The organism is Arthrobacter sp. SO3 (genome assembly GCF_020532825.1).
In the GTDB taxonomy this organism is placed as follows: domain Bacteria; phylum Actinomycetota; class Actinomycetes; order Actinomycetales; family Micrococcaceae; genus Arthrobacter.
Genome location: NZ_MQTS01000004.1, coordinates 33,606 through 47,132 on the forward strand (window position 1 = coordinate 33,606; position 13,527 = coordinate 47,132).

Genomic DNA, 13,527 nt, shown 5'->3' on the forward strand with positions numbered 1-13,527 from the left:
GGGTTGATCCTCATGGCGGGCCTTTCAGTGCCGGAAGCGGTGCCAGGACGAACGGGCTGGTACGGCAAGAGTAACCCCGCGGGCACAGCGCGGGGCAGGCCCGGAACGGCTATTTCCCAGCCGGGGCACCCGCAGCGTTCCCCACCGGCGCACCCGCCGGACGCAGGGAGGTGACCATCTTCCGGATGTCCTGGTACTCCGGGGTCGAGGTGTAGAGCCTGGCCTTCTCCAGATATGGCAGCGCGGGATCCCCGGGCGTGACGTTGTTCTCCGGGTTATACGTCCCGCCGAAGAAGGCGCCGCCTGGCGGCCAGAGGAACAGGTGGAACATCGGGCACGCCGTGTCGCCGGCCTCTTCGGGGACCATGGTGATGCCGTAGGCGGCGATGGTGGACTGCGTGGCCACCGCGCCAGCGTCCTGGCCCCTGGACTCGAACACATAGCGGGGCACGCCGCCGTCGCCGCCCCCGCTCTCGGCAAGGGCAAACATGGGCGCCGAATCGTAGACCCGGTACGGGGCCTTATCGAGGCATTCCGCCCCGGTGACGATGTTGGTCCGCAGACCCGCCATCGGTCTCCCCGCGGCGTTCAGCACGTCCACAAAATCTCCGGCGAGCGCCCCGCCGGGGTCCCTGACCGTCCAGCCGGCGGGGTAGTCGAACGACAACTCCCCGTTCGCCGTCGTGAAAGTCTCCCAGCCAGACGCGGGCCCCTCCGACGACGGGCCCTCCGACGGCGGCGACCCGGCCGGCGTCGTGGCTGACGGGGACGCAGCGCTTCCCTGGCTCTGGCTTTCCGAGGCGGCGCCAGCCGGCGGGGCCGGCGCCAATCCGCAGGACGTCAGCAGCAGGACCACGCTGAGGGCGGCACCGGCGGCAGCGCAGAGGACGACACCGGTGGAACCCGCCGGAATTCTCACGTCATTGCTTTCCGACCGGCCGCAGTGAAGTAATCGCCTGCTTGACGTACTTGTATTCAGTGGTGTCCTTGTACACCTCAGGGGTATCCACGTGCGGGGGGCCGCCCGGGGTGGTGTCGAACGGGTCATAGATACCACCGAACGCAGCGCCGCTGGGAGGCCAGGTGAAGACATGGGAAATGGGGCAGGCGGTGTCCCCGGAGGGCTCCGGCGCAGAGGTGATGCCGTAGGCCAGGCTCAGGGACTCCGCCGGATCACTCGAGGACGGGACCCCGGGATCACTCGAGGACGGGTCGGTCCGCCCCTCGTAGACGAACCGCGGCGTCACCCCGCCCTGGGCCAGCGCCGGGACGGGCTCGGCGTCGTACACCATAAAAGGGACCTTCTCCGTGCATTCGTCCGTCGCAGCCACGTTGGTCCGCAAGGTCTCCATCGTCTTGCCGTAGTCACTGACGAGCGCCACGAAGGCACCGTCCTCCGCGGACTGACCGGCCTTGACCGTCCACGTCTCCGGGTAGTCGAACGCGAGCGTGCCGTCCGACGTCGTGAACGTCTTCCAGCCCGACGGGACCGTGACAGTGGGCGAGGGGGCGCTGGTCTGCGGAGGACTGGCCGTTGCGGTGGCAGCCGTGGCCGGCGGGGAGTTGGGGGCAGGGGCCGCTGCGGGTGACCCGCAGCCGGCAAGCACGGCAGCGGCGCAGATAGCGGAAAACGTTGTGGCGAATGACGCAGCCCGGCGCATGGCACCCTCCCCCTGGGAAAATTGCGTGGTTGGACAATTCTCTGGTCTTTGGCCGCCAAAACTAGGGCCTTAGGACCCCTGGCGCACGGCAGTGACGGCGACGGGACATCCCATGCTCCGGCCGTGATGCTTCCCACGTTGCCCCCTGCAGATTTCAATTGGCCGCGGAAGCTTGCTAGAGCTTAAGTAATGCAAGACGTCCTTGACCCCGCCATGCCGTTCCTGGCCCCCATCCTCGCAGTGGCTCTCGCCGTGGCCTCCGGGCTCCTCGCCTCCTGGTTGGTGCGCCGGATTGTGCTGCGGCTCAACCGCAACCAGCCCGCCCTCCGCGAGACCTCCCGGGTGGCGCGCCTGCCGTTGCGTTTTGCGCTCTGCCTGATCGCCGTCCGGATCGCCCTGGGCCTGACCACGGACGACGCCGAGTGGCGGCGCAACCTGGACCACGCGCTGCAGATCGCGCTCATCGGGTCCCTCGCATGGCTGGCGATCGCGGTGTTCCTCATCATCGAGACCATGGTGCTCTCCCGCTACCGGGTGGACGTGGCGGACAACCGCCGCGCCCGCAGGCTCCGCACCCAGGTCATCCTCGCCCGCAGGATCGGCGTCGCCCTGATCGTCATTGTGGCCCTGGGCATCGCCATGCTGACGTTCCCCGCGATCCAGGCCCTCGGCGCCGGGCTGCTGGCCTCCGCCGGCGTGATCTCGATCGTCGCCGGCCTCGCCGCGCAGACCTCGCTGGTCAATGTCTTCGCCGGCATCCAGCTTGCCTTCACCGACGCGATCCGGGTGGACGACGTCGTGGTGGTGCAGAAGGAATGGGGCCGGATCGAGGAGATCACCCTGACCTACGTGGTGGTCCACATCTGGGATGACCGGCGGATGATCCTGCCCTCGACCTACTTCACCACCACCCCGTTCGAGAACTGGACCCGGCGGCAGTCCGAAGTCATGGGCACCGTTGAGTTCGACCTCGACTGGCGCGCCCCGGTCGAGGACATGCGCGCCGAACTCAAGCGGGTCCTGGCGGGCACCGAGCTCTGGGACAAGCGTGTGGGCATCCTGCAGATCACCGACGCGACCGCCGGCTTCGTCCGGGTCCGCATCCTGGTGAGCGCCGCCGACAGCGCCACGCTCTTTGACCTGCGCTGCCTGATCCGCGAGGAGCTGGTGCTGTTCCTGCAGCAGGAGCACCCGACGGCGCTCCCCCACGTCCGGCTCGAATCGCTCAGTTCCGCTGCGCTCGGGTCCGGCAGCAACGCCGCGTCCGGTGCGGCCAGCGCGTCCGGCAGTTCCACGAAGCGGCCGGGCAAGATCTCCGCCGCGGACGAACACAGCCGGCACCCGGCCGATCCGCACGACTCGCAGCTCTTCACCGGATCGATCGAGGCGATCGAGCGCTCCAAGGCGTTCACCGGCCCCGGCGAGGAAGTGTTCGATGACCGCGACAAGAACATCGCGGCCCAGAACTAGAGGCTTCGGACGGCTGCACGTGCTGGCCCGTCCACATAGCTCCGGCTGGGTCTTCCCTGCCTGCGGGAACTGTTCAATAATCAGACGTTGGTGAGTCAGCGTCGATGCTGCCCGCCGGAGCCCGCTGGAGCAGCTGAGGAGTCCCCATGACGGTAGAACGGCCGACTGACGAATCCCTTACGGTTCCTGCCCGCGATTGGTTCCAGAGCGCCGTCGTCTATCAGATCTATCCGCGAAGCTTCGCCGATTCCAACGGGGACGGCATCGGGGACCTGCGCGGCATCATCAGCAAACTGGACTACCTGCACAAACTCGGCGTCGACGTCGTCTGGCTGTCCCCGATCTACACCTCACCGCAGGACGACAACGGCTACGACATCAGCGACTACCGCAACGTCGACCCGATCTTCGGCACCCTCGAGGAACTGCGCGAACTAACGGACGGCTTGCACGCCCGGGGCATGAAGCTGGTCATGGACCTCGTGGTCAACCACACCTCGGACGAGCACCCCTGGTTCGTGGAATCACGCTCCTCGAAGGACAACCCCAAACGGGACTGGTACTGGTGGCGGCCGCCGCGCGGGGCTGCCGACGGCGGTGCCGGCTCCGAGCCGAACAACTGGGGTTCAGCGTTCTCCGGGCCGGCCTGGGAGTTCGACCAGGCCACCGGCGAGTACTACCTCCACATCTTCTCCAGGAAGCAGCCGGACCTGAACTGGGAAAACCCGCAGGTCCGGGCGGCGGTCTACGAGATGATGAACTGGTGGCTGGACCGGGGCGTTGACGGCTTCCGGATGGACGTCATCAATTTCATCTCCAAGGACACCCACCTGCCGGATGGGCCCATCGCCGCCGGCAAGCTCTACGGCGACGGCACCCCGTTCTACATCGGCGGCCCCCGCATCCATGAATTCCTGCAGGAGATGCACCGCGAGGTCTTTGCCGGGCGCACCGGCCCGCTGCTGACCGTCGGCGAAATGCCCGGCGTCACCGTGGACGAGGCCATCCTCTTCACCGACCCGGAGCGCGCCGAGGTGGACATGGTTTTCCAGTTCGAGCACGTCGCCCTGGACCAGGAGGACGGCAACAAGTGGCGGCCCAAGAAACTCAAACTCACGGACCTCAAGAAGACCCTGGGACACTGGCAGACCGGCCTGGCCGAGCGCGGCTGGAACAGCCTCTACTGGGGCAACCACGACCAGGCCCGTGCGGTCTCGCGCTTCGGCGACGACGGCCAGTACCGCGAACTCTCCGCCAAGATGCTCGCCGGCATCCTGCACCTGCACCGCGGCACGCCCTACGTCTACCAGGGCGAGGAACTCGGCATGACCAACATGACCTTCGGGGCGATCAGCGATTACCGCGACATCGAGGTCCTCAACCACCACCGCGAGGCCACCACCCATCTGGGCCACACCGACGCCGACGTCCTCGCCGCGCTGGCCCCGCTGAACCGCGACAACGCCCGCACCCCGGTTCAATGGGACGCGTCGCGGCACGCCGGCTTCACCACCGGCTCGCCCTGGATTGCGGTCAACCCGAACGCCAACCACATCAACGCCGCCGCCCAGATCGACGACCCCCACTCGGTGTACAGCTTCTACCGGAAGGTGATCGGGCTGCGGCATGCCGAGCCCGTGATTTCGCACGGGGATTTCACGATGCTGCTGCCGCGGGACGAGCACGTCTATGCCTTTGTCCGGTCGCTGCCGGACACCCGGCTGCTGGTGCTCGGCAACTTCTCCGGCCAGGACCAGGAGGTCACGCTCGACGACGCCGACGTTCCGCTCGCATGGGGCAGCGCGGAATTGGTGCTGGGAAACTACCCCGCCGAGGCCACGGTGCCCCGGCTGCATCTGCGGGCGTGGGAATTGAAAGTCCTGCGCGCCGGAGAAACGCATCCGGCGCGGTAAGCCCGCACCACCCGTCCCGTACAACTTTCAACGTTCAACGATGAGTGAGGGAGCCTGACATGACCATTCCACCGGCCCGCGAACCTGAGCCGTTTCCGCCGGAACCCGGGCCCACCACGCCCGAGCCGCAACCCGGGGATCCGTTCCCGCCGGAGCCCGGGCCGGTCCCGCCGCCGGCGCCGATTCCGGAACCGGGCCCCTCGCCGGAGCCCGGTCCTTTTCCGGTACCCAGCCCGCTGCCGATTCCCGATCCCGGCCCGGTCGCGCCGCCGGACCCGACACGGTTCTAGGGCCGCTCAGTCCGCGGGCCGTCACGATTTCAGAGCCGCGCAGTCTGCGGGCCGGCTCACGCCGCGCGGTCCGCGGCCGTCACGGTTCCAGCTCAGTCTGCGGCTGTCACGGTTCCACAGCTGCGCAGTCTGCGGGCCGGCTCACGCCGCAGCGATGCCGTGCAGGAAATTCCGCACTTCCGTGTTGAACGCCTCGGGCGCTTCCATCGGAGCGAGATGCCCGACGTCGGGAATCACCGCCAGTTGTGAGCCTGGAATCTGGCGGTGCAGTTCGTGGGCCACGCTCAACGGAGAGCGCTGATCGTCTGCGCCATAAAGCAGAAGCGTGGGAATACTGATGGTGGGCAGCACGGGGCGGTAGTCCGCCCGGCCGCTGGCTGAGAGGAGGGCCCGCATCCCGGCCGGGCGCACGTCGGCCATAATCCGGCCGACTGCTGCAACTACGGCGGGATCGGCTTTGTCCGTGAACAGGGTGGGAAGCCACTCGTTGATGAACTTCTCCGGCGGCTGACCGATCTCGGCCAGCACCTGGGCGTAGCGCCGCTCCACCTCCTCGGGCGGCAGGGAGCCAGCCCAGCCGGCGTAGGCGGAGGCCAGTACCAGGGAGGCGGGCATCCCGGGATACCCGCGGTACAGCTCCAAGGCCACCAGGGAACCCCACGACAGCCCGAGAAGGTGCGGCTTTGCCGGCACGGCGGCGCGCAGGAATCCGGCCGATAGTGCGCCGAGCTCCTCGGCGGACAAGTCGGGAGCGGGGTCGTCTGACTGCCCGCACCCGGGAGCGTCCCAGGCGAACACCGTGAACTCGTCCGAGAGGCCCTCCAACTGCGGACCCCAGATCCGGCCGTCCTCCCCGACCCCGTGGAACAGGACGAGTGCCGGTCCCTGGCCAACCCGCTGATACGCGATCCGCAGCCCATCAACCTCGACGGTTTCCATAATCCAATGCTAGGCCGGTCCGCCGCGCCCGGTCAGGGGCCGTTACCGCGGGGCATGCCCAACGTCCGCGTGCCCGCCGGAAGCACCCCGCCCACCAGCCCTGCCACAAGTTCACGACGCGCCAAGCCGCCCGCGATGCGCCAAAGACCCCTCGACGCCGGAATTCGGTAGCGAGGGGTCTTTGGCGCGACGGCAGAAAGAATGCGCGTCGCCGGCTACGGCAGGATGATGTCGCGGGTCCGGTGGTCGTAGTGGATGACCAGCAGGCCGCCGGGGTGGTGTACCTCGTGGTTGGCGCCATCGAAGGCACCGAAGGCGCCGAAGTTCTCGTCCCAGGAGCGGTTCAGCGCGATCTTGAAGGTGTAGGAACCGGCCGGGAGATCGGCCGCGAGCTTCCAGAGCTGGTCGACGAGGTCAAGTTCCATCTGGGATTCATCGTATTGCGGGGCCCAGTTGGCCGGTGCGCCCAGCAGGATGTTGAAATCCCCTGCTACGGCCACAGCTTCGGGCTGCGCAATGGTCGCGACGCTGACGGCAGGCGCCTCAGCCGCGGGGGCTGCCGCACCGGCCGCAGGAGTCTCGGCTGCGGGAGTCTCGGCCGCGGACGTCTCGGCCGCCGGGGCCTTGGCGGGTGCCTTGCGTTTGCGGACCGCCTTGGCGACGGGAGCAACCGCCTCTTCGACCAGTTTGGCAGCCTTGCCGGCGACCTTTTCGGCAACCTGGGCCGCCTTCGGAGCCACCTTCGGGGCTGCCTTCGGTGCGGCGGCCTTCGCAGCCGGCTTCACGGCGGGCTCCGACGGAAGCGGGGTGTCGGCGGGAACGGGAGTTCCGGCGTCGAGCGCTGCGGCGAAAGCGGCCGGGTCAGCGAACGCGACAGTGGCGCGCTGGCCGTCCTCAGTGATCGTCCAGCCCGAACGGCCCTTGACGAGCCAGCCTGCCTTGACCAACTTCGCCGTGGCGGAAGTCAGGGTCTTGTGGCCGCGGGGAATTCCGCCGCTGAGCAGTTCACGCTCAAACTCGTTGAGCGGAACGCGTGCGATTGCCTCGCCCAGGACTGCACCGGCGTTCAGCTTTTCACCCGTCCACACCTCCTCTGCCAGAACGTCCAGTACGGCCTTCAGTCGACGGTTGGTGTTTTCGGCAGTGTTCTCGGCCATGGGTCTCCTTTAGAAGCAATTGATCCACCTGCATTTTGCCAAGGATCATCGAGTTTCCGCGAGTCGGGATCGGTTAACTCTGTGTGTCGTGACCCACTATTACACCCCAAACCGGGGTCCGCGAGGGGCGAAAGCACGGTACCCGCCAGTAGCAAAAGCAACGCGGGGTCACGTACGGCCCATCCGGGACGCCGGGATGGGCGCTACGTGACCCCGCGTTGCTGGACGTTACTAGGGCCTGGGAATCAGGACGGGGGTGCTCCGCTTATAGGCTTCATAATCGGCCTGGCCGCCCCACTTCCTGTCGGACTTCGTTTCCAGAAGCGGCACGCCGCTGACCTTGATGAGCAGCAGCGTGACAAACACCGGGGAGATCAGGGCCACCCACTGCCAGCCCTGCAGCGCGGGTACGGCGATGATTGCGACACCGATCCAGAGCAGGATCTCGCCGAAGTAGTTCGGGTGGCGGGACTTGGACCACAGCCCGGTGGAGATGAATTTGCCCTTGTTGGCGGGGTCTGCGTTGAAGCGGCTTTTCTGCTGGTCGGCCACAATTTCGAATCCGAACCCGAGGGCCCAGACCATGAAACCGACCAGCGCGAACCAGTCAAGGCCTACCCTGGTGGCCGACGTAATGGCCACCCACGCTGCGGCCGCGGTGAAGACCACCCACAGTCCCTGGATGGTCCATACGTTGAGGAACCGCACGAAGGAGGGCTTGATCTCGTCGAAGCGGTCGTCCTTGCCGGCCTTGCTGATGCGGCGGAACAGGAAACTCCCAAGCCTCAGGGCCCAGGCGAGCACCATGGCCGCCAGCAGCAGCGCCCGGGCGTCGACTCCCGGAGTGAGCAGGACCAGCAAAAGTGTGATGGCGATATAGGTCAAGGAACCGGTCAGGTCGAAAAACCTCTCGGTCTGGGCCTTGAACGAGGGAATGAACACCAGCCACTGAATGAGGAACGCGGCCCCAACGGCCATGGCGAAAACAGGAATCCCGCCAAGGGTTGCCCCGCCCTGGGAGCCGGCCGCGGCAACGAGTGCCGCCAGCAGCACCACCACGGGGATGACGATGAGCGACTTTCGGTGTGAATCCTTCACCAAGATTTCCTTTCATCCGCGCAGCGGGCCGCGGCCAATTCGGCTGGAGACGTCGTTCCGGGCATCAACAGTTTTAGCAATCCAAGTAGATGATCAAATAAGATTGAATAATAGATCATCGAACTAGATTGTCGAAGAACGGGATCCGGAACCTAAGGAGCGGACATGAGCGCCCCGCAGCACCACCCGGCCACGCTGGCCTTGCAGAGCCTGTTCACCCTCGCCAATGAAACCGAGTGGGAGATCGCCCGCGGCATGGGGCTGAAACTCACTGATTTCCGGGCACTGTCCGCCCTCGGACGTTCGGGTCCGGTCACCGCGGGCAAACTCGCCGAAGAATTGGGCGCAACTCCGGCCACCACCACCGCCATCATCAGCCGGCTGGAGTCCCACGGCTTCGTGGCACGCCACCGGAGCACGGACGACCGGCGCCAGGTCCAGGTGAGCGCCACACCGGCGGCCTCGCGCGGAACCATGAACCTGATGCGGCCCCTCATGGACGCCACCAACGAGCACATCAAGGGCCTGCCCGCCGCCGACCAGACCGCCGTCGCGGACTTCCTCGACGTCGCCCAGCACCTGATGCGGGACCACTTGCACACACTTTCGGAGAAGGACGCCCGATGAGAGAGCTCACTACCCCGCTGCTGGCCGATCCGTCCGGTCACCGGAACGCGACAGACCTGCTCATGCAGCGGTTGCGGACTTCCCCCGACCACATAGCTTTCGAGGTACGGTCCGCGGATGCCGCAATCACGGACCCCTGGCGCCAGGTGACTACCCGTCAGTTCGTTGACGAGGTCCGTGCCCTGGCCAAAGGCTTCATCGCGGCCGGCCTCGGGCCCGGCGAATCGCTCGCCATCATGTCCCCCACCCGGTATGAGTGGGCGCTGGCGGACATGGCAGCGTGGTTCGCTGGCGCCGTCGTCGTCCCGGTCTACGAGACGTCAGCCGCACCCCAGGTGACCGCGATCCTCGCCGACGCCGACGTGCGCCTCGCGATCGCCGGCACCGCTGAGCATGCCCTCCTGCTGGAACAGGGGTTCGAACAGGCCGGGACACCGGGCCTGGGGGTTTGGACCATGGATGCCCGCCCGGGGGCGGACCTGGCCGAGCTAGTCCGTCTTGGCGCCGGAATACCGGACAGCGCCGTCGAGAATCGGCGCCTGCTGGCAGACCTGGACGCGGTGGCAACCATCGTCTACACCTCCGGCACCACGGCCGCGCCCAAGGGTGCCCTCATCACCCACGGCAACTTCGTGGGGCAGGTGCTGAACGTGGCGGCCGCCTACACCGGCGTGGTCCGCGAGAACGGCAACACCATCATCTTCCTGCCGATGGCCCATGTGCTGGCCCGCGGGCTGCAGCTGACCTGCCTGGCCAACGGGATGCGCATTGCGCACCTGTCCGACCCCCGGGACGTCGTGCCCGCCCTCGGCGCCCTCAAGCCCACCTTCCTCGTAGTGGTCCCCCGCGTGCTGCAGAAGATCCAGGCGTCCGCGGCGGCCGCCGCGGCGAAGAAGAACCTCGGACGGGTGTGGGCGTCCGCGCAAAGCACCGCGGTGGCATGGGGCCGCTTCGCCGAAGCCCGCGACGCCGACCCGGCCGCGCGGGCCGCGCTGGGCCTGCGGGCCAGGCATGCCCTGTTCGATCGCCTGTTCTACGCACGGCTCCGGAAGCTGATGGGCGGACGCCTTGACTACCTGCTGTCCGGTGCCGCCGCGCTCGACGCCGAGCTTTCCCTCTTCTTCCGCGGCCTCGGGCTGCCGGTCATCGAGGGCTACGGCCTCACCGAAACAACTGCCCCGCTGACCGGGAACATGCCCGGGGCGATCAAGGCCGGAACGGTGGGCATTCCGATGCCCGGCACAACGGTGCGCCTGTCGGACCAGGGCGAGGTGCTCGCCCGCGGCGTCGGCGTGTTCGCCGGCTACCGCAGACCTGCCGATAACGCCGACGCCTTCGTGGACGGGTTCTTCCGCACCGGCGACCTCGGCGAACTCGATGAGCTGGGACGGCTCACCCTCAAGGGCCGGATCAAGGACGTCATCGTCACCGCGGGCGGGAAGACCATCACCCCCGCCATTTGGGAAGGCTACGTCGAGGGCGACCCGCTGGTCGCGCACGCCGTGATGGTGGGAGAAGGCAAACCCTTCCTCGGCGGCCTCGTGCTGCTGGACCCGGAGTCCGTCGCGGCCTGGGCGGAACGGGAGGGCATCGCCGATCTGGCTGGCCTGCGGATCCCGGACGACGGCGGTGCCGTCCAGATCGAGGACGCGCGGCTCCTCACCGCCATCGGCAAGGCGGTCAGCGCCGCCAACGCGAAAATCGCCCGCTCCGAGCAGGTGCGCCGTTTCGTGCTGCTGCTCACCGATCTCAGTGAGGCCAATGGCATCGTGACCCCCACGATGAAACTCAAGCGCGGCGCCTTCACCGAACGTGTCCACCACATAGTCGCCGACCTCTACGCCGACCCCAGGAGCCAAGCATGAGCATCCCCGTCAAGAGGTGGCTGCTGTCCTACGCGGTCGCCGCCGTGATTTTCGCCGCCATCGACGTCGTCTGGATCGGCACCGTGGCGAACAACCAGTACAAAAGCCAGATCGGCGACCTGCTCGCGCCCAGCGCCAACCTGGCCGGCGCCGTCGCCTTCTACCTCGTCTATGTCGTGGGGATCCTGCACTACGGTGTCCGGCCCAACGACCCGAACGCCACTCTGCGGCAACGGGTGGCGGGAGCCGCCATCTTCGGCTTCTTCACCTACGCAACCTGGGCACTCACCGGGCTCGCCGTACTCAAGGACTTCCCGCCCGTGGTGGCCCTGACCGACATCGCCTGGGGCGTCGCGGTGTGCAGCGCCGTCACGTGGCTCACGGCCGCCCTCCTGCGGCGCACGATCGCGCGAACCGGAACACCGGAGTAGCAACACCAACGCGGGGTCACCTACGGCCCATCCGGGACCCCGGAATGGGCCGTAGGTGACCCCGCGTTGCTCGTGTCTGTTAGTCCCCGGAGCTCCAGTCGGCCCCGGTCTCGGCCATGTAGGCGGCCACGGCTGCGTCGATGGTGCGGTAGAAGTGGCGCGGATCGATTTGGCGGGTCAGTTCGTAGCGCTCGATCTTCGTCCGGACCCCGTGCTTGAGCTCCGCGAACACGAGCGAGGTGCCCTGCGCGTTCAGCTCCACGTCCAGTTCAAGCAACACATCCGAAGCGGTCGTGTCGACGTCGGTGATGGGTTCGGCCGCGAGGACGATCCATCGCGGCTTGGGTTCGGTGCGGGCCAGCCGCCGGACATTCTCGCGGAAAGGCCTGACGTTGGCGAAGAACAACGGCGCGTCGAAGCGGTAGATCACCAGGCCGGGCAGGTGCTTCGCGTCCGGGTGGAAATGCACATCGTGAAATCCCTCGACTCCGGGCACCCGCCCGATCACGGTCTCGTAGGGCCACCAGGCCCGGCGGAAAATGTTGAGGACGGACAGCCCCACCGCAATGCCGATGCCGGGCAGAACGCCCAGCAACGCCACCCCGAGGAAGGCCGCAATCGACAAGGAGAACTCGGTCCTGCGCTGGTGCCAGAGACGGACGGTGCCCGGGATGTCGGCCAGGGAGATCGAAGCGGTGATCACAATGGCCGCGAGGGCCGGCTGGGGCAGGTTCCGGAACAGCCCCGGCAGCAGCACCAGCATGAGCAGGATCAGCAGGGCCCCCGTCACGCCGGTGAGCTGGGTCTTCGAGCCGGAACGTTCCGCCACCGCCGTCCGCGAGCCGCTGGTGCTCACCGGGAATCCCTGGAAGAGGCCCGCGGCCAGGTTCGCGGCACCGATGCCGATCATCTCCTGGTTGCCACGGATCTCCTCACCGGAGCGCGCGGCGAACGACGACGCCGTCGAGATCGTGTCGGTCAGCGAAACCAGCGCAATCCCCAGGGCGCCGGCAAACATCAGGGCAAAGTCAGCGAAGTCCAGATAGGGGATCGTGAACGGCGGAAAGCCCTGCGGGAGCTCCCCGACGAGTGACACGCCACGGTCCGCGAGGCCGAAATACGAGGCCGCCCCGATCGCGAGCACCACCATGACGAGCACCGACGGGACCTTGGGCAGCCACCGCTGCAGCGCCAGGATCAGCACGATCCCGGCGATCCCGACGGCGGCCGCGGCCGCCACCGCCTCGCCCCCGGCCAGGCCCTGGATGAAGCCGACGAGGTCCCCGATGAAGCCCTCGGCGCTCACTTTGAACCCGAAGAGCTTCGGGAGCTGGCCGACCAGGATGGTGACCGCGAGGCCGTTCATGTAGCCGATCATCGTGGGCTTGGAGATGAGGTCCGCGATGAATCCGAGCTTGGCCACCGAGGCGAGGACCATGATGGCGCCGACCATCAGTGCGAGCATCGACGCAAGCACGACGGCCTTCTGCGGGTCGCCGTCGGACGCGACGAGCGGTAGGACCGTCGCGGCGATCATCGGGCCGAGCGAGGAGTCCGGGCCGAGCACGAGAATGCGGGACGGACCAAAGATTGCATAGGCGAACAGGCAGAGGACGGTGGTGTACAGCCCGGTGATCGGGGGCAGCCCCGCCAGTTCCGCGTAGGCCATGCCCTGGGGAACCAGTAGCGTCGCCAGGACAATCCCGGCGACGATGTCCTTGCCGAACCAGCTCTTCTGGTACGTCGCGGCGACGTCGAGCCCTGGCATCAGCTGGCGCAGCCAGCCGCTCCGCCGTTGTCCGGTCTCCGTCATAGGGGCACTCTGCCGGGCAGCGGCGCCCGGTGCATCCTCCGCCGTGGGTGATCCGGGGCAGCCGCCAGTGCGGCCCGCGCGGGAGGACGCGGTGCAGCACACGGCGGACCCTGGCCGAGCACGCAGCGCAGCACGGCGGACCGTGGCCGGGAACAGCAACGCGGGGTCATCTTCGGCCCATGGGAGGCCCCGGGATGGGCCGTACGTGACCCCGCGTTGCTTGTGCGTTGGTGCCCGGGCGACGTCGGACGTCCCCTCCTCTC

Annotated in this window: 11 protein-coding genes; 5 read left to right on the forward strand and 6 right to left on the reverse strand. The window is 67.6% G+C overall.

The window, feature by feature from the left end; translation table 11 throughout:
• Window positions 1-109: 109 nt before the first annotated feature.
• The gene (locus BJQ90_RS00540; protein ID WP_226758361.1) at window positions 110-919 is read right to left on the reverse strand and encodes a hypothetical protein; all 810 of its coding nucleotides are present in this window, start codon (window positions 917-919) and stop codon (window positions 110-112) included.
• Between the two features lies 1 nt (window position 920).
• The gene (locus tag BJQ90_RS00545; protein ID WP_226758362.1) at window positions 921-1,661 is read right to left on the reverse strand and encodes a hypothetical protein; all 741 of its coding nucleotides are present in this window, start codon (window positions 1,659-1,661) and stop codon (window positions 921-923) included.
• A gap of 189 nt (window positions 1,662-1,850) precedes the next feature.
• On the opposite strand from BJQ90_RS00545, the gene BJQ90_RS00550 reads away from it, so the two are divergent.
• Together BJQ90_RS00550 and BJQ90_RS00555 are read left to right on the forward strand one after the other, a co-directional pair.
• The gene (locus BJQ90_RS00550; RefSeq protein ID WP_226758363.1) at window positions 1,851-3,131 is read left to right on the forward strand and encodes a mechanosensitive ion channel family protein; all 1,281 of its coding nucleotides are present in this window, start codon (window positions 1,851-1,853) and stop codon (window positions 3,129-3,131) included.
• 146 nt (window positions 3,132-3,277) lie between these two features.
• Window positions 3,278-5,044 (forward strand): glycoside hydrolase family 13 protein, encoded by a 1,767-nt coding sequence (locus tag BJQ90_RS00555; RefSeq protein WP_226758364.1) that lies wholly within the window; start codon window positions 3,278-3,280, stop codon window positions 5,042-5,044.
• A 431-nt stretch (window positions 5,045-5,475) separates the two neighbouring features.
• On the opposite strand, the gene BJQ90_RS00560 is transcribed toward BJQ90_RS00555, so the two are convergent.
• From BJQ90_RS00560 to BJQ90_RS00570, 3 genes are all read right to left on the reverse strand, one after another.
• Window positions 5,476-6,273 carry an alpha/beta fold hydrolase gene (locus BJQ90_RS00560; RefSeq protein WP_226758365.1) on the reverse strand — a complete coding sequence of 266 codons (798 nt, stop codon included), beginning with the start codon at window positions 6,271-6,273 and terminating at the stop codon, window positions 5,476-5,478.
• 215 nt (window positions 6,274-6,488) lie between these two features.
• Complete coding sequence (locus tag BJQ90_RS00565) at window positions 6,489-7,430, reverse strand: glycosidase (RefSeq protein ID WP_226758366.1); 942 nt, start codon at window positions 7,428-7,430, stop codon at window positions 6,489-6,491.
• Between the two features lie 231 nt (window positions 7,431-7,661).
• Window positions 7,662-8,528 carry a DUF1295 domain-containing protein gene (locus tag BJQ90_RS00570; protein ID WP_226758367.1) on the reverse strand — a complete coding sequence of 289 codons (867 nt, stop codon included), beginning with the start codon at window positions 8,526-8,528 and terminating at the stop codon, window positions 7,662-7,664.
• Window positions 8,529-8,693: 165 nt separating this feature from the next.
• Here BJQ90_RS00570 and BJQ90_RS00575 point away from each other — a divergent pair, with 165 nt between their 5' ends.
• From BJQ90_RS00575 to BJQ90_RS00585, 3 genes are read left to right on the forward strand one after another with little or no spacing between them, the layout of a single operon-like run.
• Entirely contained in the window at window positions 8,694-9,155 is a 462-nt protein-coding gene (locus tag BJQ90_RS00575; protein WP_226758368.1) for a MarR family winged helix-turn-helix transcriptional regulator, read from the forward strand.
• A complete protein-coding gene (locus BJQ90_RS00580) occupies window positions 9,152-11,020 on the forward strand; it encodes an AMP-dependent synthetase/ligase (protein ID WP_226758369.1) in 1,869 nt (622 codons plus the stop codon). The genes BJQ90_RS00575 and BJQ90_RS00580 overlap by 4 nt, the downstream gene beginning before the upstream one ends.
• Window positions 11,017-11,451: a DUF2177 family protein gene (locus tag BJQ90_RS00585; RefSeq protein WP_226758370.1), complete on the forward strand. Its 435-nt coding sequence runs from the start codon at window positions 11,017-11,019 to the stop codon at window positions 11,449-11,451. The genes BJQ90_RS00580 and BJQ90_RS00585 overlap by 4 nt, the downstream gene beginning before the upstream one ends.
• A 79-nt stretch (window positions 11,452-11,530) precedes the next feature.
• Here the strand turns inward: BJQ90_RS00585 and BJQ90_RS00590 are convergent, their stop codons facing one another.
• A complete protein-coding gene (locus tag BJQ90_RS00590) occupies window positions 11,531-13,264 on the reverse strand; it encodes a SulP family inorganic anion transporter (protein ID WP_226758371.1) in 1,734 nt (577 codons plus the stop codon).
• Window positions 13,265-13,527 lie beyond the last annotated feature (263 nt).

What these genes read in the sequence shown, in the direction of transcription:
- BJQ90_RS00565 (WP_226758366.1), bottom strand. Translation starts at nt 7,430, where the DNA reads ATGGCCGAGAACACTGCCGAAAACACCAACCGTCGACTGAAGGCCGTA.
- BJQ90_RS00560 (WP_226758365.1), bottom strand. Translation starts at nt 6,273, where the DNA reads ATGGAAACCGTCGAGGTTGATGGGCTGCGGATCGCGTATCAGCGGGTT.
- BJQ90_RS00555 (WP_226758364.1), top strand. Translation starts at nt 3,278, where the DNA reads ATGACGGTAGAACGGCCGACTGACGAATCCCTTACGGTTCCTGCCCGC.
- BJQ90_RS00575 (WP_226758368.1), top strand. Translation starts at nt 8,694, where the DNA reads ATGAGCGCCCCGCAGCACCACCCGGCCACGCTGGCCTTGCAGAGCCTG.
- BJQ90_RS00580 (WP_226758369.1), top strand. Translation starts at nt 9,152, where the DNA reads ATGAGAGAGCTCACTACCCCGCTGCTGGCCGATCCGTCCGGTCACCGG.
- BJQ90_RS00550 (WP_226758363.1), top strand. Translation starts at nt 1,851, where the DNA reads ATGCAAGACGTCCTTGACCCCGCCATGCCGTTCCTGGCCCCCATCCTC.
- BJQ90_RS00545 (WP_226758362.1), bottom strand. Translation starts at nt 1,661, where the DNA reads ATGCGCCGGGCTGCGTCATTCGCCACAACGTTTTCCGCTATCTGCGCC.
- BJQ90_RS00590 (WP_226758371.1), bottom strand. Translation starts at nt 13,264, where the DNA reads ATGACGGAGACCGGACAACGGCGGAGCGGCTGGCTGCGCCAGCTGATG.
- BJQ90_RS00585 (WP_226758370.1), top strand. Translation starts at nt 11,017, where the DNA reads ATGAGCATCCCCGTCAAGAGGTGGCTGCTGTCCTACGCGGTCGCCGCC.